The 26,076-nt window shown below is 66.4% G+C and carries 20 protein-coding genes and 1 pseudogene; 7 read left to right on the plus strand and 14 right to left on the minus strand.

All coding sequences use genetic code 11. The features are described 5' to 3' along the window. Nucleotides 1-407: 407 nt before the first annotated feature. Nucleotides 408-1,004 (minus strand): hypothetical protein, encoded by a 597-nt coding sequence (locus tag ACR80Q_RS11735; RefSeq protein ID WP_435377802.1) that lies wholly within the window; start codon nt 1,002-1,004, stop codon nt 408-410. A 277-nt stretch (nt 1,005-1,281) separates the two neighbouring features. On the opposite strand from ACR80Q_RS11735, the gene ACR80Q_RS11740 reads away from it, so the two are divergent. Continuing rightward, entirely contained in the window at nt 1,282-2,112 is an 831-nt protein-coding gene (locus ACR80Q_RS11740; protein ID WP_435377803.1) for a Rid family hydrolase, read from the plus strand. Nucleotides 2,113-2,940: 828 nt separating this feature from the next. Here the strand turns inward: ACR80Q_RS11740 and ACR80Q_RS11745 are convergent. The 3 genes from ACR80Q_RS11745 to ACR80Q_RS11755 form a co-directional block, all read right to left on the minus strand. Beyond that, the gene (locus ACR80Q_RS11745; RefSeq protein WP_435377804.1) at nt 2,941-4,962 is read right to left on the minus strand and encodes a BbrUII/HgiDII family restriction enzyme; all 2,022 of its coding nucleotides are present in this window, start codon (nt 4,960-4,962) and stop codon (nt 2,941-2,943) included. Continuing rightward, nucleotides 4,959-6,002, minus strand: a complete 1,044-nt coding sequence (locus ACR80Q_RS11750; RefSeq protein ID WP_435377805.1) for a DNA cytosine methyltransferase — start codon at nt 6,000-6,002, stop codon at nt 4,959-4,961. The genes ACR80Q_RS11745 and ACR80Q_RS11750 overlap by 4 nt, the downstream gene beginning before the upstream one ends. A gap of 212 nt (nt 6,003-6,214) precedes the next feature. Beyond that, on the minus strand, nt 6,215-7,741 hold the full coding sequence (locus tag ACR80Q_RS11755; RefSeq protein WP_435377806.1) for a P-loop ATPase, Sll1717 family: 1,527 nt from the start codon (nt 7,739-7,741) through the stop codon (nt 6,215-6,217). Nucleotides 7,742-8,378: 637 nt separating this feature from the next. On the opposite strand from ACR80Q_RS11755, the pseudogene ACR80Q_RS11760 reads away from it, so the two are divergent. Beyond that, nucleotides 8,379-8,803 (plus strand): annotated as a pseudogene (locus ACR80Q_RS11760) (transposase); the annotation flags it as partial. A gap of 718 nt (nt 8,804-9,521) precedes the next feature. Continuing rightward, nucleotides 9,522-11,009 carry a GmrSD restriction endonuclease domain-containing protein gene (locus ACR80Q_RS11765; RefSeq protein WP_435377807.1) on the plus strand — a complete coding sequence of 496 codons (1,488 nt, stop codon included), beginning with the start codon at nt 9,522-9,524 and terminating at the stop codon, nt 11,007-11,009. A gap of 381 nt (nt 11,010-11,390) precedes the next feature. Here the strand turns inward: ACR80Q_RS11765 and ACR80Q_RS11770 are convergent, their stop codons facing one another. Further along, the gene (locus tag ACR80Q_RS11770; protein WP_435377808.1) at nt 11,391-11,549 is read right to left on the minus strand and encodes a hypothetical protein; all 159 of its coding nucleotides are present in this window, start codon (nt 11,547-11,549) and stop codon (nt 11,391-11,393) included. A 2,344-nt stretch (nt 11,550-13,893) separates the two neighbouring features. Between ACR80Q_RS11770 and ACR80Q_RS11775 the strand changes: the two genes are divergently transcribed. Beyond that, nucleotides 13,894-14,451 (plus strand): type IV toxin-antitoxin system AbiEi family antitoxin domain-containing protein, encoded by a 558-nt coding sequence (locus ACR80Q_RS11775; protein ID WP_435377809.1) that lies wholly within the window; start codon nt 13,894-13,896, stop codon nt 14,449-14,451. Then, the gene (locus tag ACR80Q_RS11780; protein WP_435377811.1) at nt 14,448-15,341 is read left to right on the plus strand and encodes a nucleotidyl transferase AbiEii/AbiGii toxin family protein; all 894 of its coding nucleotides are present in this window, start codon (nt 14,448-14,450) and stop codon (nt 15,339-15,341) included. The genes ACR80Q_RS11775 and ACR80Q_RS11780 overlap by 4 nt, the downstream gene beginning before the upstream one ends. Before the next feature lie 708 nt (nt 15,342-16,049). Here the strand turns inward: ACR80Q_RS11780 and ACR80Q_RS11785 are convergent. The 4 genes from ACR80Q_RS11785 to ACR80Q_RS11800 all read right to left on the minus strand — a co-directional run bounded on the left by ACR80Q_RS11785 (nt 16,050) and on the right by ACR80Q_RS11800 (nt 21,055). Then, a complete protein-coding gene (locus ACR80Q_RS11785; protein ID WP_435377812.1) occupies nt 16,050-16,520 on the minus strand; it encodes an RNA-binding protein in 471 nt (156 codons plus the stop codon). After that, nucleotides 16,513-16,953 carry a hypothetical protein gene (locus tag ACR80Q_RS11790; RefSeq protein WP_435377813.1) on the minus strand — a complete coding sequence of 147 codons (441 nt, stop codon included), beginning with the start codon at nt 16,951-16,953 and terminating at the stop codon, nt 16,513-16,515. The genes ACR80Q_RS11785 and ACR80Q_RS11790 overlap by 8 nt, the downstream gene beginning before the upstream one ends. 21 nt (nt 16,954-16,974) lie before the next feature. Continuing rightward, nucleotides 16,975-18,261, minus strand: a complete 1,287-nt coding sequence (gene rplD / locus ACR80Q_RS11795; RefSeq protein ID WP_435377814.1) for a 50S ribosomal protein L4 — start codon at nt 18,259-18,261, stop codon at nt 16,975-16,977. Between the two features lie 1,015 nt (nt 18,262-19,276). Then, on the minus strand, nt 19,277-21,055 hold the full coding sequence (locus tag ACR80Q_RS11800) for an LVIVD repeat-containing protein (RefSeq protein ID WP_435377815.1): 1,779 nt from the start codon (nt 21,053-21,055) through the stop codon (nt 19,277-19,279). 215 nt (nt 21,056-21,270) lie between these two features. Here ACR80Q_RS11800 and ACR80Q_RS11805 point away from each other — a divergent pair, with 215 nt between their 5' ends. Further along, the gene (locus tag ACR80Q_RS11805; RefSeq protein WP_435377816.1) at nt 21,271-21,975 is read left to right on the plus strand and encodes a DUF305 domain-containing protein; all 705 of its coding nucleotides are present in this window, start codon (nt 21,271-21,273) and stop codon (nt 21,973-21,975) included. Between the two features lie 26 nt (nt 21,976-22,001). Here ACR80Q_RS11805 and ACR80Q_RS11810 read toward each other — a convergent pair whose 3' ends face one another. From ACR80Q_RS11810 to ACR80Q_RS11830, 5 genes are all read right to left on the minus strand, one after another. After that, entirely contained in the window at nt 22,002-22,727 is a 726-nt protein-coding gene (locus ACR80Q_RS11810; RefSeq protein ID WP_435377817.1) for a GAF domain-containing protein, read from the minus strand. An 82-nt stretch (nt 22,728-22,809) separates the two neighbouring features. Then, complete coding sequence (locus tag ACR80Q_RS11815) at nt 22,810-23,580, minus strand: GAF and ANTAR domain-containing protein (RefSeq protein ID WP_435377818.1); 771 nt, start codon at nt 23,578-23,580, stop codon at nt 22,810-22,812. A 9-nt stretch (nt 23,581-23,589) separates the two neighbouring features. Next, the gene (locus ACR80Q_RS11820; RefSeq protein ID WP_435377819.1) at nt 23,590-24,189 is read right to left on the minus strand and encodes an STAS domain-containing protein; all 600 of its coding nucleotides are present in this window, start codon (nt 24,187-24,189) and stop codon (nt 23,590-23,592) included. Nucleotides 24,190-24,284: 95 nt separating this feature from the next. Then, nucleotides 24,285-25,043: an alpha/beta fold hydrolase gene (locus ACR80Q_RS11825; protein WP_435377820.1), complete on the minus strand. Its 759-nt coding sequence runs from the start codon at nt 25,041-25,043 to the stop codon at nt 24,285-24,287. An 89-nt stretch (nt 25,044-25,132) separates the two neighbouring features. Then, nucleotides 25,133-25,381: a WGxxGxxG family protein gene (locus tag ACR80Q_RS11830; protein WP_435377821.1), complete on the minus strand. Its 249-nt coding sequence runs from the start codon at nt 25,379-25,381 to the stop codon at nt 25,133-25,135. 192 nt (nt 25,382-25,573) lie between these two features. Between ACR80Q_RS11830 and ACR80Q_RS11835 the strand changes: the two genes are divergently transcribed. Then, nucleotides 25,574-26,041, plus strand: a complete 468-nt coding sequence (locus ACR80Q_RS11835) for a VOC family protein (RefSeq protein WP_435377822.1) — start codon at nt 25,574-25,576, stop codon at nt 26,039-26,041. Nucleotides 26,042-26,076: the final 35 nt, after the last annotated feature.

The raw sequence follows: 26,076 nt of genomic DNA on the forward strand, positions 1-26,076 counted from the left end.
CCCGGGCGTCACCTGTGGCACACCAGCAGGAGCCGCACCGCCAGCACCGTCAGGCACCCAGAGGACCAGCCGCCCGCCGCCCGACGCCGAGCAGTCCTGGTGCACGAACTGACCGCCCGTGCGAGGACCGTCCGGTCCAGCCTCCACAGTCGCCCCCACCCCGACCGACTCCGCCGGCGTCAACGGCCGGTAAGTGCAGGGGGCTTGGCCGACGTTGCCAACGGTCGAGGCCCGACCGGGATTGGAACCGCCCGATGCGCCCGGCGCCGCCGGAGTTAAGATCTCTGTCCCGACTGTCCCTGAGTCACCACCCCCGCGCTCGACCTTGGGCTCCGCGGCCGCACCGGCACTCGTCACGAACCACATGAGCAGCGCCGCCAGCATCCTGGTCGCGCCCGTGACGCCCATCAGCAGAACGCCCCTGGGTCATCGGGGAAGTTGGTCGCTGCAACCTTCCAGACACCATCGACCTGGACCAGCGTCGCCTCTAGGGAATCGGGATCCTGACCCACAATTAGAGGTTCCTTGCTCTCGATGTCTCGACGCACGACCGCCGTGGTGTCCTGGCAGTCACGGACCACCGCTCGATCCGTCTCCAGCAGGTAGACCACGGGGCGTAGAACCGGGGTGCCGACGCTCTCCTCCCCTGCGAGGAGGTTGGCCTTGATGGCCCCGTTCGCTTGCTCCAGCTGGGCGCCGGTCGCCACTGGATCTAGGTGGGTCTGGGAGCTCTGGGGATCGGCCTGGGCTTGATCAAGAGCGACGTAGAACGCTCGATAGGCGTCGAGCACGGCCGCCTCTTCGGGGGTCGCAGTCTCCGCCGGCGGGCTGGGTTCGACGCTGGGGACGGCGTCTGTCGGGGCTGCCGACGCGGGTGGGGAAGCGGTCGCAGGCGATAAAGTGGGTGGAGTCGAAAGGTTCAGCCCTTCGTCAGAGCCGCCGTCCTCAGCGCAGCCGGCGAGGACCATGACTCCGAGTAGGAGGACGATCTTGCTTCGCCTCATGGTCCCTCCCCGGCATGAGCGACGGTTGCGAATGTAGACCCGCAACAGGCGTGTGTCACTACCCATTTGTCCGCCCTTACACCCGGCGCAACCCTCCACACCTGAACAGGGCAGGGGCGGGGTCCTCGTGATCAGCAGGGCACGAAGTTTCTGCCCCAGAACGCTCGGCGCCGCCCCGGGGCGGCGCCGGCACCGTCGCGCACACTTGGGCCGGCCATAGCCTCGTGCCGTGCCTTCTCATGTGCCGTCAGTGCCTTCATCGACTCTGTATCCCGGCGTGGACTACGCGTACGCGGCGACCGTGCCGCCCGGCGCCGGGCTCGTGCTGACCGCCGGGGCGTGCCCCCTGGACGAGGCCGGCGTGGTGGTCGCGGCGGGCGACGTCACCGCCCAGACCCAGAAGGTGATGGCCAACCTGCGCGCGGCGCTCCGCGAGGCCGGCAGCGACCTGCAGCACGTGGCCCGCACGACGGTGTACGTGGCGTCGGTCGACCCGGCCGACCTCGTCGCCGCCTGGGACGTCGTGCGTGACGCGCTCGCCCCGCACACTCCACCCAGCACCCTGCTCGGCGTCACCGCACTGGGCTACCCCGACCAGCTCGTCGAAGTCGAAGCCACCGCCGTCGCTGCGGGCCCGGCAACCGAGACGGACGACTCCGAGCGGGACGTGCTGATGGCGTTCTGCCTGCAGAAGCTGGACGCGCTGGTCGCGCTGGTCGGGGCTCTGGACGACGATGCCGCGAACCGGCGCCCGGACCGTCCCGGTGCGAACTCACTCGTCGCCGTCCTGGTGCACTGCTGCGGGATGACCCGACGCTGGTCGAGCACCGTCAACCGGGGAGTCTCCGTGCCGCGCGACCGTGACGCCGAGTTCACCGCCCGCATGCCCGTCGCCGACGCCCTCCGCCTGGCGGCCACCACCCGAGAGGCCTTCATCGACGACGTCCGGGCCACGCGGCTCAACGCTCCCCCGGTGGCCGTCCCGCCCGGACGCGAGGACTTCTGGACCCGCACGTGCCGAGGGGTGCTGCTGCACGTGCTGGAGGAGCTCAGCCAGCACCTGGGGCAAGCCGAGATCACCCGGGACGAGATCACCCAAACAGCCTGAGCCCCCTGCCCGCCCGCCGGCCCGCCGGCCCGCACTGAGGCACGTCGAGTCAGCCCCGGCGCGGCGGCGGCACCGTCACAGCCCGACCACGCGAGCGGACCGCCGGGGACGATCAGCCCGGGCAGGCAAGGTGCTCGCCCGTGCCAGATGCGTGCCAGATGCACCCGCACACGACCGCACTGCGACGCCCGGGAACGCACAGCACCTGCCCCCTGACCTGCGAAGCAGGACGCGACACGCAGGCTGCGGCACTCCCCCTGCCGGTTTCCTAAGCCGCTTCTCGTCGACCACCAACTGGTGGACTCCTGGCACGACAGCATTCCGACCTGCGGGCTCTTGGTACTTCTGGTGGCGTGAGAGTCTCAGGTCCGCGAGTCCGGCGCCAACAAGGAGTATCCGCAGCTGCGGAGGCCTCAGATAACGCTGCGGTCGAGTTTGAGGGGTCCGTTGACGACCTCGGCGCCGGCGGCGCTGGCGCGGTTAGTGTCGAAGTGCAAGGAAGTTCGCCGACCACCTACCGCAGCGTACGGGCGCGGTGGGCGACCTCAGAGTTATGGCACGACGGGAGCATCGCCATCAGCTCCCTCTCCCCCGGGGAGGGTGGTAACGGGGAAGATCCGCCTGCGACACAGTCCAGCGCAGCCGTTAATTAGGAGCGCCCCCACGCCGCGTCTCGATTAGTCAACCCCTTCAACCGCCCGCGGCCGCGTCGCCGCGAAGGGCATTTCAAAGAACGATCCCCAAATTAGCGTTTTGGAATCCCTTCACCTGGCGCAAGAGCATCACCCCCAACCGCCTGGCTCTTTCCGGTCCACCCGTACCATGATTTCATGGCTCCGAATCGTCAGCACCATCTTCCAGGGCCCGCAGCACCTGGTCCAACTCGGTCACGTCTGCCTTCTGATCACGGTAATCCTTGTACCGCTTCTGAGCAGTGGCGAGCAACTCGTCATAGTAAAGAACCCTGCCACTGATGTGCTGCAGTTGCCGTGCCACGTGCTCTTCTGGGCGCTGCTCACCACTGTAAGGAACTCGGGGTTCTTCCCCTAGAACGAAAACGACAGACACCTCCCTCACCGGTTCATTTTGCTTTCGCAGAACTTCACTCAAAGCTTCGTGATACTTCTCACCCTGAATGCGTAAATCGTCCAGCGATACCTTGCGTCGATACTTCTTCAACTCCACGATCATGTGGACTCCGGCGGCCGATCGATACTGTATGTCGATTCGGCCCTGTTTTTGGTTGTCTACTTCCGACTTCGAGAACAATTGCCCCCTACGAATACGACTGAGTGCAATCTCCATGTCTGCATCACCCGTAGCGCCTTCCCATGAGGGATCGAGAAGCCACATGTTATCAAAGAGGTGCTTCTGCAGCACCTTCTCGAGCTCGTCCTTATTGATCATCCCCTCAAGTTTCTCTATTGCCTCCAAACGCGATCGAAGAATCTGAATATATAGGGCATCCTCGTAACTGCGCGCCGTGGCCAGCAAGGGCAACAGATCGACAGCGAACAGACCGTCTGCAAATTGCGCTAGCTCTTTGGCGCTCTTCTCCAGCGCTATCCGCTCGAACGCCAAGATGCTGGCCTTGTAGAGTGGCACTCTCTCAGCCTCGTCTTCGAGGTGTAGTCCAGCAACGGCACTGATGACCTTCCGAGCGCTGTCGCGCTGACTCTCAGGCCGCCTGTCTACCCACTCCTTCACAATCGGGTGCTTGGCGGTCAACTCTATGAACTTCTGCTTTGGCCTCTCATCGGACCACTGTTGTGCAGCAGTGTTGAACATCTCCCGAAGTTTCTCCAGCAGACCTTTAACACGCTGGTCGTCTTCGATGAGCCGCTGCCGGTCACTGGTAGCGATGTCGTCCGAGCCATCGTCCAGGTCGAGAAACTCGGCGCGTATCTGACCCGTCACATAACTGGCGAACAGCTTGTTGAAATCGAGTTGATCCAGAATACCCTCCTGGATTGGTCGACGCCTCGCGAGTATGAGGATATTGCGAAGCGACTCCTGGTCGTCTTCCTCATCGTTCAGCTCGTCAGGAGTTCTTACAGTGCCGAACCAACCCTCCAACTTCCATAGTGGGTTGCCGGCAACCGAACTGTCTTCGAATAGCCAACGCCGCTTGACCTTGGGGGTGGTTCCAGGACTCAACTCGTCGTCCCCGAGTTGCCACAAGTACTCAAGCCGCTTCAAATCTTCCCGGTCGGCATAGGTGACCTTCTTGCCATCTATAAAAATATCAAACCGATCCTCCGCGTCGTCAGCGAAACGAAGTACATCAAAACGGCGCGCCAAGCGTCGCCGTAGCGCCGTCACACTGACACCCGTGCGCTTACGGTTTAGGCCCCGAAGAACAATCCGGGTTCCCTCCGCCGGCAAGTCGTCCGGCACGGGCACCCGCTTGGGCTTGTACACAGTCTTGGTGTCAATATGCTTTCTCAGTGCGTCTACGTCAATCTTTAGGCCGTTGCGTTCAGTTCCATCTGCCGAAAGAACGACAATCTCTCGCGCCAAGGAAAAGACGGACAGTTTGCCAATGCCTTTTCGACCCATGAACGGCCGATGGTGTCTCGGCGACTCGTGGCCTTCGTTCTCTCGCTTTTTGTAGGCAACCGTGAGGTACCGATCATTGAGTTGCTGGAGTGACATACCGCGACCATCGTCCTCAATAACAATCGACTCCGACGCGTCAACCCAGTTCACTCTTACTGTGTTGGCGTCTGCGTCCCACGCATTAGCGACCAACTCAGAAAGAACTGCAGCCGCGTTGCTATACAAATTCATCCCAAGGGATTCGACGACCGCCAAGTCAACCTTGAACTCGAAGGGACTCTCTTGACTCATGCGGTCTCCTGCAGCTTCGAAGCCGCGCCTAAGAATTGTCGTCCAATAGCTTTGCCAAAGGCAGGCGGTACTGCGTTGCCGATCAATCTCCCTACCGAACTCATGGATGGCGTCTCGCCCTGAGCGACGAACGCGTAATCGTCAGGGAAGCCTTGCAAAATCGCTGCTTCACGAAGGGTCAGGGTCCGATCTTGTTCCGGATGCCCAAATCGCCCGGTTCCAGCGTTGAACGGCATGGTAGTGATCGTTGGGGCGGGCTCGTCCCAGCTCATCCGCCCATAGAAGGCGCGAAAACTGCGGCCACTTTCCTTTCGATGACACGGCGCCCTTAGGTCTTCCGGCCAGTCCTCCCATGAACCGCCCGGAACAGACGCCCGCAGACGCTCCAGATTCGTTGCGTTGAGACGTCGCGCGATGTGTAAGGCATCCTCGCCATCGGTCTCTCCGTTGGCGATTGGCGGCAAGTGGCCAATCGCTGAACGAACAGTTGGCAGACAGGAATCCGCGTTCGGCGGTGGTATCCTAATAACTCCATGGCGCGACGCCAACAACACCAATCGCCGCCTATTCTGCGGCAGTCCGTAGGACGGACCGTGTAAGATACCCGCGTCCACCGCGAAGCCCATCGTCCGCAGATCGGCAATGAACTGCGTGAAAATTGGCTGATTTCGCAACCGCGGCACATTCTCCATAGTTACGAAATCTGGCGTGCATTCCCGGACAAGCCGGAGGAACTCAGTCAATAAGGACCAGTTCTCCTCGCCGCTGGTGTCGGCACCGCGGCGGTGGCTGGAAAAGGGCTGACAGGGTGCACATCCCGCCAGCAGTCGAAAGTCTCCGACCCAGTGCGGGGCAAGGTCCTCCGCGCCGATCGTCGCCACATCGGCTGACAGAAATTCCGCGCTCAGGTTCTGCTCGTACGGAAACCGACAGGCAGGGTCTACGTCAACACCAGCGCGCACGTCTACGCCAGCTTGCTGCAGCCCCAACGAGAGACCACCAACTCCACAGAACAGGTCAACGGCGGCGATGCTTGGCACAGGGGACCCCACACTGGACACATTAGCCCAGGCGTCGCCTCGGCGCGGAGAGGCGCGTCGCGCCCCTGTCGAACCGCGGAGCTGCCTGGCTTCGAGCGCCACTGACCTCACGGACTGCCGGGATGACCCGCGTCAAGGCGAGTCCGCGCTCCCCGCAGCGCTGGCACGGGGCGGCTTGCGCGTGCGGCGCAAGGCCGTTCGGTCCGACTGGTTCAGAGAGTTTCAGTGATACCCAGCGTCTCCTTGAGTCCTCGATGCACGTGGAACCAGGGCGCTTCGATGTCGAACGTGACGCTCTCGTCTTGATACCGAAACTGTTGAGTGATGCCAGCCCCGGTGACGGCTTTCTGAAACCCGATAACGCTGTATAGATAGAGAAATTCTAAGCACCCCTCCGCTGACCGATTTATCTTCTCTTTCTTCACGCGCTTGTCGTAGGCCCTTCGGTAATCTGCGAGAGAAAATTTCGAGGCACCGACTTCTCGGATCACGTCGACATACTGGGTCCAATTCGCGTCGACAGTCTGAATTTCGTCGTCCAACTCTCGCAACAAGTATGTCGAATACGGGACTCGCGCGTTCTTCAAGTCCTCGTTTGAGATCCGTGGGTCCTCGTCTGGGACGCCGCGGTCACGATGGCGAGTTTGCGCGGCCAACAGAGCCATATTTGCGAACTGAATCACGTCCCTCGGGCGGCGGAATGTCCGGAAGGTCATGTGCTGAAACTTGTGTTGAGTCCCGCGGGCGAGTTGCGCATCGAAAGCGTAGTTCCACGCTTGATCGATGTGCCTTATCTTTAGCGTCTCTTTGACGCGCCAGTCCAGCAGGTGCTTGAGGCTTGCTCCGGAGTGCCGGAGGTCGTCGTGCCACTCCAGTTCGATGGCCTCTGCATTCACAATCTTGTTCTTGCCCTCAAAACGCAAGAGGTTAAAGATATCGCTCCTGATAAACACGACAGGATGTATGGGCACCCCTGAACGAGTCACTCCGGAGATGAAGCCACGCATGGCCAACAGTAGCCCGATTGTCCGGTCACGGTGGTCTTGACTGCTGGCGTCGAAACCGAGATCCAGTTCATCAAAAAGGATAAAGGTGTCAGCCAACGCGTCACTAACGGAACGGAGCTTGTTTTCCATCCATTCGTTTATGCGTAACAAGCTGCCGCCCAACTGCTGCGTTTCACGCCTAAAATCCGCGCTACCGCCGGAGACCCCCGTGGCTGATGGAGCGACGGTAAGAGCCTCCAGCCTGAGTCCCCCAGACGGGAAAACGGACTTGAAATTCAAAGTTGTCGTCCCATAGTTGTTCTCTATGAACTCTCTGACTTCTCCCACAGCCTTACTCTGCTGGCGGTTAAGGTACTGCGGCGGCGCTGCACAAATTTCAGACCACGCTGCGATCAAAATCAGGAAAGTCCACGGCGCCACGAAACGTTCCGTCGTGTCGACGTCTGGTGAGGCATACCTGTAGTGAGCCGCCCACGGGTACTGCGCGAAAGTCAGGCCTTTCGACAACTTCCCCTCACTCCGCGCCTGGTTGCGCACGGCGAGGTAAAGAGCTGTCTTGCCCGCTCCTTTTCGTCCAACAACCAAGTGCTTTTTGCCTTCGATGATGTCGGTGAAGGTGGGCGTCTTGACGAAGAAGCGCTCAATGTCGTCGTCCTCCGCCGCCGTCCCCCCGAATGACTCGACGTCATTGAGTGCTCGTCCCGCGGCTGGAACAGGTCCCGAAGTGGTCATCGGAGCACCGTAGTCCGAGGTGTCTGTCATTGCCGAGGAACGCGACCGAACTGCCCGCTAGATTTCATGTGGGACGAGGACCCACGGCTCGACCCGAGCCTTAGCCTCCCACCGGCATGCGCGAACGGCACCGGTGCGGTGTCCCGTTGCACCCACCAGCCGCAGGTCAGCCACCTCGACGTCGTGCAGGTCAGACCCTGCGGCGGCCGCTGAACACAAGTGCGTCTTTCGACACCAGCCGACACCAAGCCGCATCGCAGCCCGGACGCCATCTGTCGGCCCTAGGGCCACTCTTGTCGTTCGTTGATCAGGCGCCGGACGTTCGACGAAGACGATCTCCGCGTTTGGCGCCGACTTTGACTGGCACGGCGGAGGGGTAGCACGCCTCCTCAGGCGTTACGTCAACAACGGTTTGGCCACCGTCCTCGCGATGCGGGTCACTGACGGCGTGGACGTCAAAGCCCACCCCGCGGCCCGCGAAACCACGACCCGATGCCCGGACGGTTTCACCGTAGCCGGCCACGACAACCGTCCCACGGACGGCGGGAGGTCGCGCGGGCACGCCGAGCGCCGTTGGGGGCCAACTCCGGGAACACCGACTCCGTCACGATGCGTCCCCCGCATGCTTTCAGGCTAGGCGTCGCTGCACATCGTCTATGACCAGTCCGGCGCGGCCGCGGGCCCCGCGCAGTTCGACCGGGTCCAGGACTCCCTGGACGACGGGCTCCCACACGTTGCGGAGCACCTCGAGGCCGCCCGCGCCGACGTCCTCGCCTTCACCAGCTCTCGAGAGAGAGCTGGTGGCAGATCTGGTCCGACCGCCCCGCCAAACGCCTCCACCGCGAGATCCGCCGCCGCGCCGACGTCGTCAACATCCTCCCCGACCGCACCAGCCTCATCCGACTCGTCCGGCGTGGTCCTGGCCGAGCAGCAGGCGAGTGAACCGAAGGCCGCCGCCATCTCGGCCTCGGCGCCCTGGCCCGCTCCCGCGTCACCAGTGTCAACGGCACCCGTCGGTTCGCGGCTGCCGCTGGACGCATCGGATGCGCTTGGGGAGCGTGAGGAGGCCGGTCAGCTCGCCGACTGCCTCGTCCACTACCTGAGGCCGGCAGCCGGTAAACGTCCACCGGCGCACTCCCTCATCGGTGGGTTCGAGCTCGTCGATCTGCACTTGCTTCAAGAGGGTCTGCGAGCCACGCTGCAGCGGCTCGGGCCGCCGCTCAACGGAGTTGGGGGCATCGACCATCCAATGACGAGTTCGACGAGCTGGAACGATTGCTCGGCATGGTCGAGCAGTCCAGCGGTCAGCCACCTGTAGCTGCCTATGGGGCGGATTGAGCACCCTCGTCCGACGACGATCGCCAGCCGGACTTGGGCTCGCCGCCTCCCGCGGTCGACAACGGGGCTCGCAACCCCCGCCCGGGGGCGGGTCGCGCCGGTCGAGGGCCGGTTATCGGGACGACCGGCTCCGGCGACGGTCAACGGCCGCTCCGGACGTCAGGCTGGGCTCCGGCTCCCATCGCGCGTCTGCGGCTGCAAAGTTGGCGATCACCCGTCTGAGCAGCGAAGGCTCCTCGTCGTCCGTGCGGCCTCCAAGCGGCGCGAATGGCGAAGGTCAGGACATGCGCGTCGGGCGGCAGGGGGAAGTCGCACCGAGAGCCGTGGGTGTTGAGCCCTCCTTCGTCGGCCGCATGACGCCGCCTCGACCGGCCCCCCCGGGAAGGGGGACGCCCCGCGCTGACTTCTCGCTGTATCGTCTCGGGAGCTGGAGGAGGAGTGAATGGCTGACGACATCGTGAACCTTTATGACTGCGACGTGTGCCGGTACCGATATAAGCCTAGCGGCTTCGGTGGCGTGGATCTGGATGCACAACCGGAGTCCTTCGAGTGCCCTAATTGCCAAGCGGGCAGGGATCACTTCCACCTGTACGAGCCGCCGAGTGACGACGTTGCGCCGCAACTTGACGGGCCCGTCCCAGAGTCGACCAAACCGGACCCCACCGGGCCGCGTCTGATGTACAAGGACGAGACGTCGCCGACGCTGACCAGCCTGCATGGTCAGTACCTAAAGAAGCGTCTCGACACTCAGCCTGACTTTCAACGGTACGAAGTTTGGTCGACTCAGAAGAAGAGCGCGCTAATCGAGTCGATCCTCCTTGATCTCCCGATCCCGCAGGTGTACCTCGCGGAGGAGCCGGATAACAGCTCCGTCGTGGTCGATGGTCAGCAGCGACTGACTGCCATTTTCAGGTATATGAACGGTGAGTTTGCCCTGACCGGAGTCGCCGCCTCAATCGACGGTGAGAAGTTTGGCGGCTTGGGCGCCGATCTGCAAGAGAGGATCGAAAATTATGCCCTTCGGGTCGTAAAGATCCGCAAGGAATCCGACCCCGAGGTTCGCTTCATGATGTTCCAGCGGCTCAACGAGGGGTCGGTCAGCCTCAATGACCAGGAGTTGAGGAACTGCGTTTGGCGCGGGCCGTACAACGAGATGTTGAAAGCCCTCTCCGAAGACTCCGCGTGGCGGAAGCTGCTGAACCTAAAGAAGCGGCACCCTCGCATGGTGGACGTTGAATTGGTGCTTCGCTTCATGGCCTTCCATGATCAAAAGTACGCGGCACACCCGGACAAGAAGACCGGGCAGTTCCTCGACAAGCAGATGGCCTTGGGTGCTGGGTACAAGGACAAGGATGAGAAGGCCGCGAAACGAGACTTCAAGACGGCCGTTGAATTAGCTCACACTGTTTTCGGTGATCGCGCCTGCCGTCGGTTCGTCGCGGGAACAGACGAGGCCCCTCAGGGGACCTGGGACACGAAGATTAACCGCGCCCTGATGGATGTGCAACTTTGGGGTTTTAATCGACACCAGAAGGGTTTGTACGTCAGGAACGCGGATGCAATCCGCGAGGCTGGCATCGAGTTGATGTGTAGCCCGGAGTTCTCGGACCTGATTAGCCATACCATCTCGGAGTTCAAGCGGGTGGAGCGGCGCTTCGACTTGTGGAAGCAGATGCTCGACGACGTGCTTGGTGATCAATCACAAGGGCCACGCCTATTCACGCTTAAGCAGAAGGAGACTGCCTTCGAGACTGATCCAACCTGCGGAATCTGTCACCAGCGCATCCAGTCTGTCGACGATGCGCACATGGACCATGAGGAGCCGCACAGCAAGGGTGGGGCCACTACGCCGGGAAACGGTGTTCTGGCGCATCGGTATTGCAACTTGTCCAAGTCGGACAAGAAGTTGGTGGACCTGCCGGCCAACTAGAGCCAACAACGCGACTGCCCCCGCCAGCGCGCACTCAAGCACGCCCTGTCGTGATCAACTGGGGCTGCTCGTATCGCTGGCGGTTTGATTGGTCGCGACCGGGACGGCGTTGTGCGCCGACACGCTGCGGTAGTCGAGAGCCCCGGCGGCACGGGTCGGCACGTCCAGCACCGCCTCGAACGGCGAGATAATCAGCCCCCTTGGGTTCCTTGACGTGGGAGGCGGCAGGGACCCATCCAGCCGGGCGCGACCGCACTTTCCCGACCATGCCCTCTTCGACGTGGCCGGCGGCAAAGGCGAGATCGTCAACGGACGAGGCTTTCCGGAAGGAGGACTCTGGCCCGAGTAGGGCGACAAGCGTGGGCCGCCTGTGGCTGCATCTCAGGGGTCGGTGATGGCGCGGTCCACCTGTGCCAGCCAGCCGTCGGGGGTCACTTCCTCGGAGACGGACCCGTTCAGCAACTGGGTGACGACGCCGCCGTTGGTCACGCGCCAGGAGTTCCGGATCCGCCAGACCGCGTACACCGACGGCTCGACCAAGCGGTCCTGAAGTCGGGTGGGTGACCCTCGACCTCGACGACCAGCATGACGTCCCGGGGGTGAACGTGCAGGACATCCTACGAGCGCAGGACCACCACGTCCTGGATCAAGCCGTCCAGACCGTCGTTCGGGGAGACGTTCGCCCCAGGCAGGGCCACGTAGCCTTCGGGCACGGCCGCTGCGAGGGCGACCACTAGCTGGGTAACGGTGCCCTGGTGGGCAATCGAGGCCGGCGGCGATGGGGCGGCGGAAAAGGTGAATGAGCACTGCATCGGCGGGTGGGCCGTCGATCAGTCCGACCGACGTCGGTCAGCCCGAGCAGTTGCCGCGCGGTCGCTCAGGTCACGAACTTTGGTTGACGAGGGTCTGACCCGTCGGATACGCAGAGTGACGCGCCGGGAGGTCAGCGGTACCCGTCGATGCGCACATGGGTGCACTTTCTGGACCGTCCAAGACGGACTGACAGGGGATCTGCAAGCACGCATACTGACGACGTGACGGACCCCCGCCTTGACGCACTTGACGTGTTCGCCCGCTTCTACGCAGTAGTTCTGTATCACCGAGCTGGCTCAGGTCTACGCGTACGATGGTCAACGTCTCACGGGGCATGGGTTCGAAGCAGCGATAATGGGAGCGGTTGGCAAAAGGAGCCGGGAGCAATATACGGGGCTCCGGATGCCCCGGACGAGGATGACCGAGCGGCAGCTGCGTCACTAGCAGCCAGAATCATTCATCCGCCTGAGCGACAGTGGGCCTGTCATCGATGTGGCAAGAATGGGCCGGAGGGCCATTTTATCGCACCCGATGTGCATGCCGAACCCGCGTACTACTGCCTACAAGTTCCGGACTACAGCATCGTCGACTCGTCCGGTGGAGGCGGGCGGGTCAAGCACTGGGGCAGTCCCTTCGGGTGCCAATCCGTCGAACACGCCCTCGACCATAATGGCTACGGTTCGGACCCTTACATCGGCCCCATGGCGGCGTACGTATTCGGGCAACCACTGCCAGCAGACGAGGTCATTGGGCGCGCGTGGTGCTCTCGCTGCACTAACGGCGCGGCCAACGTACATTACAACGCCGCCCAGCGAGGTGAGGACGAGGTTTCTTGGGCTCGAGAACGGGTCAAGAGCGAAGTGCTTCGCTTGTCGCGACTCCTTTTAGAGTACTACGGGGAACAATAGCCCGCTTTGAGCGGGACCATACGAATCATTAAGGCCGACTTCTGGCGGGAGGTGCGTTCTCGCAGAAGGGCATGATCGTGCTAGGTCGGGTCCGTCCGATGACGAACGCCGTCGGGTCGGCGCGACGCTCTACCTGAACGGCGACGGGGTTGTGCGGGCACGCCGGCAACAGCTGAGGGTGGTTCCTCCACGAGACGACACCTGAGGCAGTGAGCGGGCACTGTCAGGCACCGAGGGTTGCCGACGGCGACCCCCGGCTACGACCGGCCCGAGCCGACACCGCCACGAGCAGGAGCCCCGGCGTAACCGATGTCCATGTGGGCACGACCACGGCCGCGGAACGTCTCGTTGACTCGCGCGCCGTCTTCGTGCGACGGCTCAGAATCGATGAGCGCCGCTTGGGTCCAAAACATCGGCGACGCCGCCAGCCCGTCTTGGCGCCTTTGCGCCCCCTCGATGACGACGCTGTCGACATGGACGCCGGTCGTGGTTCGGACGACGTCGGCCGGCGTGACTGCGCCTCGGTTGCAGCCAGGCTGATTTCCTGCGGATCCGCCTAACCAACACCATCGAAGTCGTGACGGGCCACGCCCGGTTCGCCAGCACCAGGTGTACTCGAGACTGCCTCGCGATCTGACTGCTGTCGTGACGTGAGGCTGTTTGACCGCCGCGCGCCCGTCAGGTAGACGGTGCGGGTGCCAGGAGCGACCCGCCCCGAGACAGGACACAATGCGGTTACGTGACCGTTCCGGGTGTCCCTCACCCGCCGAGACCAATCGGACCCATTGGGCGTCTGACCTGCGCAAACGCCACGCTCGCGGACACGCAGGGATAGCCCGGGATCACTCCGCGGGTTGTGGGTTCGAGCCCCACGGGGCCCACCGTCGTCGCAGGTCAGGGGCCATATGGCCTCCCTTCGCTCACCGCCTAGGTCGCCAACGTTTGTACCCGTCGGATCGTGGGCTGCCGCTGGACGCAGCGGGTCCTTGTGCCGCCGCGAGCCGGCGCTGCACTGCCTCTGCGCCCAAATGGGGCGCCCAGTTCGTTATCCCTTGGTACCTGCTGCGGAGCCGGCCCCCCGAACGGGGAAATGGAACAAAGTGTTGGCACTTCTGCTTAGCGGTGTACGGTTAGTTCCATCGCGACGTGAGGAGCCGTGCGACATGGAGACGCGGAGAGCGACCGACGCCCGGGGCTTCGGGCTGTCGCGCACCAGCCTGTACCGGAGCGCTCAGGCCGGCCGGCACGAACGCATCGCCCGCGGCCTGTACCGAAGCGCGGACGCGCCGCCGGCGGACTTCGACCTGATCGAGGCGGCCACGAGGCGACCCGAGGCCATCCTGTGCCTCACCTCCGCGCTGGCACATCACGACCTGATCGACGACATCCCCGACGCCTACGACCTCGCCATCCCGAGGGCCACGCGCAGACCCGCGACCCGGGGCGCCATCAGGTGGCACCTCTTCGACCGGGACACCTTCGGCCTGGGCCGAGAGCCCTACCCGATCGCAGGGACCGACCTCACCATCGGGATCTACACCCCCGAGCGCTGCATCGCCGACGCGTTCCGTCTCCGCGGCAGCATCGGTTACGAGACGGCACGAGACGCGCTGCGCACCTGGCTCGGCCGTGGCGGCCAGCCCGCACAGCTGGCAGTCCTCGCCAGGCAGCTGCCGCGCGCGACCGGGCCGCTGATGAACGCGCTGGACCTGCTGACATGAGCCACCTCCAACGCGCAGCGGCCAACGACCCCCACGCCGGAGCGGTGTTCCGCAAGCTGCAGACCGCGGCGCGGGAGGCGGGCGCCGCCGAGCGACGCAAGATCACCACAGACGAGTACCTCGTCCGACACGCCCTCGAGTCCTTCCTCGCACGCCTGAACCAGACGCCCCACGGACAGGACTTCGTACTCAAGGGCGGCATCCTGCTCGCCGCGTACGGCATCCGGCGACCCACCAAGGACGTCGACGCGGAAGCAGTGTCTACCGACGTGACCCCCGAGAACCTCACCCAGGTCGCGAAGGACGTGGCCACGGTCCGGGCCCAGGACGGGGTGGTGTTCGACACCGAGACCATCACCGTCGAGGAGATCCGGGAGGACGCCGAGTACACCGGGCTGCGGCTGCGGGTGAAGGTCTACATCGCCACTGCCGTCCAGACCGTCGCCTGGGACGTGTCGACCGGGGACCCGATCGTGCCGCAGGCACGCATGCTCGAGGTCCCGCGAGTGCTCGGGAGCCCGGTCAAGCTCCTCGGCTACGCACCCGAGACCATCCTCGCCGAGAAGGGCGTCACCATCCTCCAGCGCGGGACTACAAGCACCCGATGGCGCGACTACGTGGACATCGTCGCGGTCAGTAGGGCCTACCCACTCGACGACGAAGAGCTCGTCCGGGCGGTCAAGGCAGTGGCAGCGCACCGTCGAGTGGCGCTGCAGCGGGCGGCCCCGTTGCTCGTCGGCTACGGCGCCCTCGGGCAGAGGAAGTGGGAGGCATGGCGCACGAAGGCGGGCGTCAGTGCGCTCTGTGAAGACTCACTCGACGACCAGCTGCGACTGGTCTGCGAGATCATGGACCCGGTCCTGGAGACCGCCTCGAACCGCCCCGCGTAAGGGAGCGAGAGCCCGTCGACACGCCGGGCAGGCGGCTCGCCCGTGGCCCTGCCGCCGGACCCTTCGGCCGGGTCCGTCGGTTGCGGTAGCCGTGACGTCCGCCTGGACCTCCTGCCCTACCTGGCGCGACCGCCACCTTCGCCCCAGGACCGGACACTATGCGGTTACGTGACCGGTCCCAGCTACCCTCGGCCGTCGAGACCAATCGGACTCACTAGCACCCTGACCTGCGCAAACGTCACGCGTGCGGACACGCCGGGACACCCCGGGATCACTCCGCGGGTTGTGGGTTCGAGCCCCACGGGGCCCACCGTCAGCGCAGGTCAGGGGCCATATGGGGCTCTTCGCCGTTGACTGTGGGCGGGGCGTGACGCGCCGGGCGGCTCGCGGTCAGCGCCCGCCGAACTGTCCTGCACCTCGCCACTGGCGGTCGTTGAACCGGCGTCGTCCTCGCGATCCTGACCCGCCTCCGAGCCCTCCCAGCACCCAGCGGCTGACCCCGAGACCACGCCCCTCATCCCCGCGACCAGGAGCACGTCGGCCGGACCCGAGCCCACTCCGAGCACCATCGGGGCAACTTTCCGACCCCTGTCTCAGAATCAGCGCTCAGCGAGGGCCCCAACGTCCCGCCCCAACCGCACCCCGGGACCACGAAAGATCCGGGTTGACGCGGGAACAGGACCTGGCTCGCACCTACGCGACTTCCCGTTACGCCCCCGCCAACTGCGACCCGGCGGCGACCAACCCAAAAATTGCATTCAGGGTGAACGCCGTAAACCCGACTCGAGATAACTTGATGCGCGTGCGAGCGAGGTAGATCTCCGGCGCCTTCGCGCAGATCAGCATGACAAGTACTGCGCACATCAACAAAATTGCACTGACGCTCGCAACCGCTCCCAGGACTCGCTCCGCCGGGCTATCCGCGAACACGAGCGCTAAGGCGGGCGCGACGAAGGTGGCTAGGCTTGCCTGAGCATCGCTGGCCCAGAGGCTCATCTTGGCAACGTATTCGGAGTCGAGATAGAAGGGCAAGCTCCCGCTATCCACCCCCGCCGCTCGATGCCGTTCTTCTACGATTCGCACAACTGCCCGACTAATGGGTACGCCAAATAACGCCGTCGCGTACAGCAGCAGGCAATTTGCAACATACGGCGCCGAAGCCAGGAGAACATCACTCATGACGCACGAGGTGCGAGCAGTCCAGTATGACGACCTCGTGGGCGTTGGGTCGAATCTGGATCCCGACGCTGACCTTGATCTCCGTACTATCCAGGGCGGTGTTCATCTCCCCACCATTGGTGATCGCGATAGAACGCTCGACCGTCCCGCGCCCTGCTCGCACCGAGCGCTCCAGGTCGGAGGAGAACAGCGGCAACCCACTCTTGCGCGCAGGAAGATGGCCTACTCCTCCGTGCTGCTTCAGTCCTGGAGGAGGGCTGTACTCCAGCGGAGTGGGCGTCTCCATCTCTGCGTGGATCTTGTAACGAACGTCCACCGGCCCCCAATTCAGCATGGAGAAGCGGTGCCACGCAACGTCACCCGACCGCAGCGTGGCGTCTACCGGGTCCAACTTACTGAGCGCACCGACAGGTCCGAGCTCACCATAGATCACGTTACAAGCCTCGCCCTTGCCCTAATCCCGACTCGGCTGACTGCCCGCCTGACGCCTCACCCTTGACAGACGGTCCAGTTCATCGCTGATCTGCGACAAGTGTTCCGACAAGCTGGGGGTTCCCGTGTGGCGCACCAGAGCAGACAGGAGATCACGGTCGATCTCGTTCGCCATTATGCCCATGCGCGGGGGCTCCTGCGGCGAGTCACGACCGGCAGCGCTAGTCGGATCCAGGACGTCCCATGTCACCGTTGCATCGCGGAACTCCATGCGCACGAACCTTACCGGCGCTGAAGACGGTCCTCGCAACCTCGCGAGACATGCGGGTATTGAGCCCGAGAATGGATCGCTGCCTGCGTACGTGATGACGGCCAGGTTCTCCCCTTCGGCGAGGTCCTCAACAAGGGGCGGCAACTCTTCCAGAGCTTGCAGGGTCGAAGACCATGCGACGCCGACGTGTTGCACGTGCGGTTCGATCTGGAAGTACTCAGGACCGAGCTCTAGCACAGAGGACTCCATGGCGTCCCCGTTCAGGTAGCCGTACCCGGTCATTGCCGCACCGCCTCTTTCGGCTCGTCGCAACGTGGGATCATCGTCCGCTCCAGAAAACTGTCGTCGACTACCGATGTTTGCCAGTGAATGCGCGATATATGCCTCGATGGCGGGCCGCGTGAATACGACGCTGTCACTACGAATCACGTCGTACGTGTTCAACTGATCTGCGGGAAGGACGTGAACGCCTGCGACGTTCTGCAGGCTCCGACGTGTCGCTTCATCACCACGTTCGTGAACAACGAGGGTCGTCTTCACATCGACGATTTGGGCGAGCGTTCGAACCGCCTCCCGGGTGGATATCGCAGAACCCTCGACCACGGAGGTGACTACGTGCAATCGCCCTGAACGCGTTCGGTTGGAAAGCACCTGCCTGAGCGCGGCTGCCTTCATCTTCTTCGGTGTCCTCTGTCGGTAGGAGCGAGGAGTGGGACCGTGGACCACCCCGCCACCAGCGAACTGCGGTGCCCGTGTAGAACCCTGGCGCGCGCGGCCTGTTCCTTTTTGACGGTAAGGCTTCTTGCCCCCTCCAGAGGCCTCGCCCCGCGTCTTGGTCGAGTGGGTCCCCTGGCGTGCGGTAGCGAGTTGTCCGACCACTACCTGATGTATGAGCGGTCCATTTACTGCCACGTTGAACACGCTCTCAGGCAGTTCGAAAACTTCGACCACCTCACCGTTGGGGCTTGTGACGTCGACGAGCAGCCTGTGACTGTGGCTGTGCCCACTCCGCCCAGCACTCACGTCCGCCTCCAGCACACTCGCGATCGAGACAACGACACGACGTCTTGAGCCGCCCGTAGCCCAGCGTACTAGGCCCTCTCAACATTTCGACGGACATCGTCGGAACGTCTTGGATCCGACTGAGTGTCCCAGGACCGGTCGGTATCGGCCCCCGCTTGCGGCTTGAGTAAGAATCGCTACTGACAACACTGAGGCTGCGTTGAACGTGAAGGACCGACGACACCCCGTCGGGTCGTCGAGTCGGAGGCGCGCAGCGGTACGGCTTTGCGGACCGTCTCGTGTCCGTGTCTGGGCGCCGATCGAGTCTCGGAACTTCGCGCATCGGACGGTGCCAGTGCAGCGCGCATGAAGAGATGCCTCCAGTCGGCTCCCTATGGGCCAAAGGGGCTTGAGGCCACCAGCCACAGCGTGACTCGTACCTTCGCCGCCCGTGGTTTCGGGGTCTTGCTACAAGGGTCGGCACCCACCGCTGATGCAGCACGCCTCCTCGAAAGGGGTCCGCTTGTGGCGTGGCTACCAACGCGTGTCCCAGTCGATTGCACATCGATCGAGGTGTGGCCTCGTCGAGTCCGCAGAGCCGCCAAGGCTGGCCTACGCCGTGTCCTGCGGTGCGCACGCCACCACCACGGCGAGCGGCAGCACGCCACGACCAGGTCCCGTCGGAGCGGCCCCCCGGCCCTAGCGGTCGTCGGGTCTGGTCTGGCCCTGCTGTTCGAGGTCGACGCCTTCGGTGATCTTCGTGACACGGCCCCCGAACGGCCTGCCTGGCCGGGTGCGGGACCGGTGTGCTGCTGGGCGTCCTCGTCCCCGCGGTGCTCCCGTGGTGGCTGCTGCCGCGCGGGCGTCGGCTGTGTGGGCGGCCGGCACGGTCGTGCTCGCCGTCATGCTCGCCGTCATGCTCGCCGTCGTGCTCGCCGTCGTGCTGGGCGCCGGCCGACCCGAGTTCCCGCCCCCACCGCCCCCCCGACACGACGGCGGCCGCCGCACCCGCAGGTGCGACGGCCGCCGTCGGTACCACCTCAGAGCAGGCTCAGAGGTCGTCCGCCAGACGCACCAGCTCGGTGGCCAGCGCCTGCTGGTCCGCGTCCCGCAGCTGACGGGCCTGGGCCCGCAGCGTGGCCGACGCGGACTGCCCGCGCCGCTCGGCGAGCTCCTCGGCCCGGTCGACGAACTTGGTGACGTTCGCCGCCTCCCGGTCGGTCAGGGCGTCGGCCCGCACCGCCTGGTCGACGGTCGCCCGCACCAGCGTGAAGCTCGGGTCGTGGACGATCGGCTCCTGCAGCTGCGCGTTGAGCTCGCTGACCGAGGCCAGCTGCGCCGCCGCGATCTCGTTGGCCGACAGGTCGTCGGTCCCCGTCAGGCCCCAGCTGTCGAAGCCCAGGAAGATCTCGTTGCCGTAGACGTTGCCGTTGTACCAGTAGGTCGACCAGTAGCCGCCCTGGTGGAACGTGGTGGCGTCGTACGGCCCGCGGTCGAAGAACGCGATCTCCTCCGGGTTGGCCGAGTCGGTGAAGTCGAACACCGACGTGCCGCCCTCGTACCAGGCCTGCACCATGACGTCGCGGCCCGGCACCGGGATCAGGTTGCCGTTGTGCGCGACGCAGGTCTCGTTGGAGGCTTGCACGTTGGGGATCTTGTAGTAGCTCTGCCAGTCCAGCGTCGGCGTGCCGTCCGCGTCACGGACGATGTCGAAGATGGCGTTGGCGCCCCAGTTGGTGGGGTCGGTGGGCCGGCAGCGGGCCCCGACGCCGCCGCCCCACTCGTCGGTGAAGACGACCTTGGTGCCGGCGTCGTTGAACGTCGCCGAGTGCCAGTAGGCGAAGTTCGGGTCCGTCACGTTCGCGACGCGCACGGGGTTCGCCGCGTCGGAGATGTCCAGCAGCATGCCGTCGCCCTGGCAGGCGCCGGCCGCGAGCCCGATGGCCGGGTAGGCGGTGATGTCGTGGCAGGCGGACGTGGCGGACACCCGCTGGCCGCCGGCCGCGTTGCCGGGCTCGGTGGTGCGCGGGTCGTCGGCCGGCAGGGCCGCCTGCGTGCCGCCGGGGTTGAGCCCGGCGATGCTGGTCTCGCTCGCCATGACGCGCGGGCTGCTGGTGATCGCCGCGGTCTCGGGGGCGGCGAGCGGCACCTCGATGACGTCGATGCTGTACGCCGAGGTCAGCGGGTTCGTCGTCGAGCTCGGGGCGCAGCCGGCCAGCTGGGTGGCCGGACGGATCGACGACGTGCCCGAGTTGTAGACCCAGACCTTGTCGTCGACGCCGGGCTGGGTCACCAGGGTGTGGGTGTGCGAACCGCGGCAGGTCTGCACCCCGGTGACGTAGACGGGGGCTAGCGGGTCGCTGATGTCGAAGATCCGCACCCCGCGGAACACGGTCGACGCCGGGTTGGTCGTGCAGTCCACCCGGGCGGACGTCGACTCCACGGACATGAACAGCAGGTCGCCGTGCACGGACACGTCACCCTGGCCGCCGACGCAGTTGACGGTGGTCCGCAGCACCGGGGCCGCCGGGTCGGACACGTCGTAGACGCCGAAGCCGCGGTAGTTGCCCGAGAACGCGTAGTCGCCCTGGAACGCCAGGTCGGAGTTGATGTTGCTGTAGTTGAACGCGCCGGCCACGCCCGTGTAGGCGGGCTTGGAGCGCTCGGCCAGCAGGTCCATGCCCTGCGAGGCCGTCTCGGCGTCCCGCTTGGGGTCGGTGAAGGCCGCACCGTCGGAGTTGGTCTGGGTGCCGGGCGTCAGACCCTGTCGGGGGTCGGGCTCCGTCGCCGCGGACGCGGCCGCCGCGGGCAGGAGGGTGACGGCGAGCACGGCCGCGAGCGTCGCGGCCCGGAGCCTGGGTAGGCGGAGATGGGAGGAACGTGGGGTCATCAGCTTCCTCTGTCCTTGATGGGAGGACGTCGGCCCGCTGCTGCGGTGCGGAGAGAGGCGGACCCGACGTCCTCGTAGCCTGATCGGGTTAATATCGCGGTCACCGTCCGGACTAGCAAGGCTTTCGAACCGGACGCTCGGTCGAGAGGGAAGAAGTGCCCGGACCCGCCCGTTCTGTCCTCGTCGTCGTAGTCGCGGCTGCCGCGCTGCTCACCGGCTGCACCTCCTCCGACAGCACGCAGGCGCTGGACCCCGAGGTGACCCACCTGCAGCCCGGCGAGCCCGGCGAGCCCAACCAGGTCCTGACCGAGGCCCCGCCGGAGGACGTGTTCCTGTCCTCCGCGTTCAACGACTCCGACGTCGCGTTCATGAACGACATGCAGGTGCACCACCAGCAGGCACTGGCCATGACGGCCATGGTCACCGACCGCACCGAGCACGAGGACCTCCGGCTCTTCGTCCAGCGGATGGAGGCCTCCCAGGAGGGCGAGCTGGAGCAGCTCGAACGCCTGCTGGCCGAGCACGAGGAGGCCGTGCGCCGCAGCGGTGGCACGGACCACGACGCCGGCACGCACAGCGGTCACAGCGCCGACGGGGACCACAGCGACATGCCGGGCATGCTCGACGACGAGGAGCTGGCCGCGCTCGAGGCGGCGGAGGGCGACGACTTCGTCCGCCTGTTCCTCGTGAGCATGAGCCAGCACCACGAGGGGGCGCTGGCCATGGTCGGCGAGCTCTTCGCCGACGAGGGCGCCGCGGCCGACCCCCGCCTGTTCGAGTTCGCGGAGCACGTCGACTCCGACCAGCGCATCGAGATCGACCGCATGGCGCGGATGTACGCGGAGCTGCCCCCGGGGTGAGGCCCCCGGGAGCGCGCCCTCGCCCGTCAGGCCGGGTGCAGGACGAGCTCCGACCGCAGCGTCCCGCTGATCACCTGACCGGCGACGTCGGTCAGCGGGAGCCCGTGGCCCCGGGCGTGGCGGCGCATCCGGGTGAAGGCCTCGTCGACGCCGATGCCGGCCCGCGCGGCGAGCATGCCCTTGGCCTGCTCCAGCAGGACGCGGCTGTGCAGCGCCGTCTGCAGCTGCTCCGACAGGGCCGTCTTCTCGTACAGGTTGCGCTCGTGCAGCAGGCCGATCGTCGCGACGTCGGCCATCGCCTGCCCGATCGTCACGTCCTCGTCGCTGAAGGGCCGCGCCTCGTCGGTGAACAGGTTGAGCGCCCCGATGACCTGCCCGCGCAGGCGCAGCGGCAGCGCGTGGGTCGCCCCGAAGCCGGCCTCGACGGCGGCCTCGCTGAACCGGGGCCAGCGGTCCCGCGCCTCCGGGAGCAGGACGTTGGTGACCTGCTGACCCGTCTTGAAGCAGTCGTTGCACGGCCCTTCCTCGACCTGCAGCTCGAACAGCTCCAGCAGCCGCATCCGCTCCAGCGAGGACGCCATCAGGACCAGGCTGCCGCGCTCGTCGGCGAGCATCAGCCCGGCTGCGTCGGCGCCGAGCAGCTCGACGCTGCGCTCGGTGAGCATCTGCAGGAAGTCGACCGTGTCGAAGTCGGCGACCAGCGTGTCCGCGAGCTCCACGAACACCTCGGCCAGTCGGGTGGGATCGTTCATGTGCGCTCACTCCTGTGTCGTTGGTCCGTGGTCCGTGCGGGGCTGTGCGGGGGCTGCTGCGGGGTCGTGCCCGTCCCGCCGGTCACGACGGGTCCCGGTGGTCCGGGCTGTTGGCCAGGTCCCCGTCGTCGTCGTCGCCGGCGAAGGAGACCCGGCGCGCCACGACGTCGCGCGCCAGGTCCAGGACCGGCCGCCCGGTGGCGTAGGCCCGGGCCCTCAGCAGGACCAGGGCCTCGGGCAGGCCGACGTCGCGCTGCACCGCGACCATCCCGGACGCCTGGTGCACCTCGGCGCGCTGGTTGACCACGTCGACCAGGACCTCGTCGCCGTCGCCGTCGTCGCTGCCGGGGACCGGCGTCCGGGACTGCAGGTGCAGCAGCACCGCCGTCGCCGCGTCGGCGTAGTCCAGGGCCACGCGGTGCTCGGCCTCGCCGAGCGGCCCGGAGGTGTCCCGGTACAGGTCCAGCACCCCGAGCCGGATGGCCCCCACCCGAAGCGGGTAGGCGAAGATCGCGCGGATCCCGGCCTCGAGCGCCCCGGCGGCGAAGGGGGGCCACCGCTGCGGCCCGACGTGCGCGAGGTCGGCGACCAGGACGGGCCTGCCGCTGCCGGAGGCGTCGACGCACGGCCCCACCCCTAGGGTGAACTGGAGGTCCTCCATGACCGTCGCCGGTCCGTCGGAGGCGGCCACCACACCCACCGGGCCGGCGTCGGTCATGAGCACCATCCCGACCCCGCTCACCGGCAGGGCCGCCGCGCAGGCGTCCACCAGCCGTTGCGGGAGGTCGGCGCCTGACCCCTGGCCCGACCCGGTCAGGTCGTCGAGGATCTTCGCCACGCGTGAGGACGGCATCGGCGCCGCCTACTCGGCGGGTGACCCGGCCCGGGCGCGCTCGGCCATGACGTCGTCCAGCACCGTCTCCGACGACGGGGGCATCGCCCCGGGGGCGTGGTCGACGAGCAGTCCCGCCATGACGTCCACCCGGACGGCATGGGCCCTGGCGTGGCTCCGGAGGATCGTCCAGGCCGACGGCGCGTCGCAGCCGTGGACGGCCATCAGCAGCCCCTTGGCCTGCTCGATCCTCACCCGTCCCGCGTCGGACAGGGGCAGCGGCTCCGTCGCGGCGACGGCGGGGAGGGGGCCGACGACGAGGAACATGTCCTCCAGGCCGTGCAGCGCCAGCACCCGGGTCACCGCCTGCGGGGGGTCGAAGAGCCGCAACCGGTCCAGCAGCCGCGCGTGCGCCTCCACGAGCGGGCGGAGACCGGCGGTGTCCATGGACGTCACGCCGGCCAGGTCGACCTCGAGGACGAGCGGGTCCAGCTCCCACGCCCGCCGCAGGTCCGCCGCCAGCGGTGGCGCCGACGACGCGTCGAGGTCGCCCGTCCATACCAACCTGATCCAGGGCTGCTGCGCGCTCGGTTCGTCGGTGACGAGGGTCAGTCGTCGGCTCTCGGCCATCGCGCGCTCCGTCCGGTGGAGTCTCTCGACATCAGCTACCGGGTCCGGGGCAACGGGACCAGGACGGCCCTGTGCTGAAAGTACGGTTCCGACGGTCACCCCCGCAAGCCCTGCGGCACCTGTCCCCCTTCCGTCCCCGACCGGGGGGTCGAGGGCCAGACCCGGTGGCAGAGGTTCGCCACCATGTCCGCGCGCGTGGCCACCGCCATGTGACGGGCGCCCGGGATCTCGTAGGCCCGTCCCGAGGACGCCGCCGCGGCCAGCGCGTCGGCGAATGATCGCGAGGCGATGGGGTCGTGGCTGCCCCGCAGCACCTCGACGGGGGCCGTGACCTCGGCCACGCGGTCCAGGATGCGGTAGGCCAGCATGTGGGTGAGCGACTGCCGGTACGTCCGCGGCCGGGCCCGGAAGAACTCCCGCGTGGTCAGGGCCTTCAGGGGGAACGGCTCCCGCACCGAGTCCCGCGCCAGCCGCCAGCCCTGGTCGAACGCGGTCGGCAGCGCCGGGTCCACCACAGGGCCGACGAGCGCCACGCCCCTGGTCCGCCCCGGCCGGCGCACCGCCATCTCGGTCACCACCTGCGCGCCCATGGAGTGCCCCAGCAGGACGGGTCGGTCCAGGCCGACGAGGTCCACCACCCGCTCCATCGCCTCCGCCTGCCCGGGGATGGTCAGCGCGGGGCCGAGGTGCGCGCTGGTCCCGAAGCCCGGCAGGTCGGGCGTGACGACGCGGTAGGACCCGGACAGCAGCCGGATCAGCGGCCGGAAGTACTTCCCGGACACCCCGAGGCCGTGCACGAGCAGGATGCCGGGCCCGTCGGACGGACCGTGGACGGTGAACGACGGGGTGGGCACAGCACTCCAGGCAGACGGGGACGGGCGGTGGCACGCAGGACCCCCGCGGCCGTCACGGCCACGGGGGGTCCTGGGTCAGCGGGGGACGGTCAGCGGATGGTGCCGCCGGAGCGGTTGTCGTGGTCGGCGTCCTTGCGGCGCTTGAGGCCCGCGAGCCCGACCAGGCCGAGCAGACCGGCGAGGCCCCACAGGCCCTCGTCGCCGTCGTCGTCGCTCTCGGCGGTGGTGGTGGCCGTGGCCGGGGCCTCGACCGGGGCGTCGGTGGCCGCGGAGGCCGCGGTGAGGGGCACGAGGACCAGGGTGGCGGCGAGCACGGTGGAAGCGATCTGGATGCGCATGAGGTTTCCTTCGGTCGGGGGTAGAGGATGCTTCTGCGCCGGGTCCAGGGCTGCACGTGATCACTACCCGGGGCGGAGAGGGCCAAACGTCCCCCCCGCCCCCCGGCCGCCGTCGCGGGCGCCACCCCCCGGGGGTCGCGACGCGATGCGCTCCCCGCGATGAGTCCGGCGGCCGCGGGCGGTCTGACTCCCATGACCGCCAACCTGAACCCGTACCTGTCCTTCCACGACGGCGCCCACGACGCCATGCGGGCCTATCAGAAGATCTTCGGGGGCACCCTCACCCGCAGCACGTTCGCCGAGCTCGGCCTGACCCCGGACCCCGCCGAGGCCGACAAGACCATGCACGCGCAGCTGGTCACCGACGGCGGCTGGGTGATCATGGCCTCGGACACCCCCGCGGCCATGGCCCGGCCGGGCGACCACGGCGCGTCCGGCGGCCCGGAGCGGGCGCACCGCTGCCACTCGGTGTCGCTGTCGGGCGGGCCCGAGGACGCCGAGCAGCTGCACCGCTGCTGGGACGGCCTGGCCGAGGGGGCGCAGGTCCACGAGCAGCTGGCCGTCGCGCCCTGGGGCGACGAGTTCGGCATGCTCACCGACCGCTTCGGGGTGGGGTGGATGGTCAACATCGCCGGGGCGCCCCCCGCCGGCGGGGGGTGACCTGGCCCAGGTCGACGCCCCTCCCCGTCGAGGCC

This window comes from Aquipuribacter aurantiacus (assembly GCF_051216895.1).
Classification (GTDB): domain Bacteria; phylum Actinomycetota; class Actinomycetes; order Actinomycetales; family JBBAYJ01; genus Aquipuribacter.

Excerpts from the sequence above, each read along its gene's own strand:
- ACR80Q_RS11735 (WP_435377802.1), bottom strand. The coding sequence starts at position 1,004 with ATGAGGCGAAGCAAGATCGTCCTCCTACTCGGAGTCATGGTCCTCGCC.
- ACR80Q_RS11745 (WP_435377804.1), bottom strand. The coding sequence starts at position 4,962 with ATGAGTCAAGAGAGTCCCTTCGAGTTCAAGGTTGACTTGGCGGTCGTC.
- ACR80Q_RS11755 (WP_435377806.1), bottom strand. The coding sequence starts at position 7,741 with ATGACCACTTCGGGACCTGTTCCAGCCGCGGGACGAGCACTCAATGAC.
- ACR80Q_RS11765 (WP_435377807.1), top strand. The coding sequence starts at position 9,522 with ATGGCTGACGACATCGTGAACCTTTATGACTGCGACGTGTGCCGGTAC.
- ACR80Q_RS11775 (WP_435377809.1), top strand. The coding sequence starts at position 13,894 with ATGGAGACGCGGAGAGCGACCGACGCCCGGGGCTTCGGGCTGTCGCGC.
- ACR80Q_RS11780 (WP_435377811.1), top strand. The coding sequence starts at position 14,448 with ATGAGCCACCTCCAACGCGCAGCGGCCAACGACCCCCACGCCGGAGCG.
- ACR80Q_RS11785 (WP_435377812.1), bottom strand. The coding sequence starts at position 16,520 with ATGAGTGATGTTCTCCTGGCTTCGGCGCCGTATGTTGCAAATTGCCTG.
- ACR80Q_RS11810 (WP_435377817.1), bottom strand. The coding sequence starts at position 22,727 with ATGAACGATCCCACCCGACTGGCCGAGGTGTTCGTGGAGCTCGCGGAC.
- ACR80Q_RS11815 (WP_435377818.1), bottom strand. The coding sequence starts at position 23,580 with ATGCCGTCCTCACGCGTGGCGAAGATCCTCGACGACCTGACCGGGTCG.
- ACR80Q_RS11820 (WP_435377819.1), bottom strand. The coding sequence starts at position 24,189 with ATGGCCGAGAGCCGACGACTGACCCTCGTCACCGACGAACCGAGCGCG.
- ACR80Q_RS11830 (WP_435377821.1), bottom strand. The coding sequence starts at position 25,381 with ATGCGCATCCAGATCGCTTCCACCGTGCTCGCCGCCACCCTGGTCCTC.
- ACR80Q_RS11835 (WP_435377822.1), top strand. The coding sequence starts at position 25,574 with ATGACCGCCAACCTGAACCCGTACCTGTCCTTCCACGACGGCGCCCAC.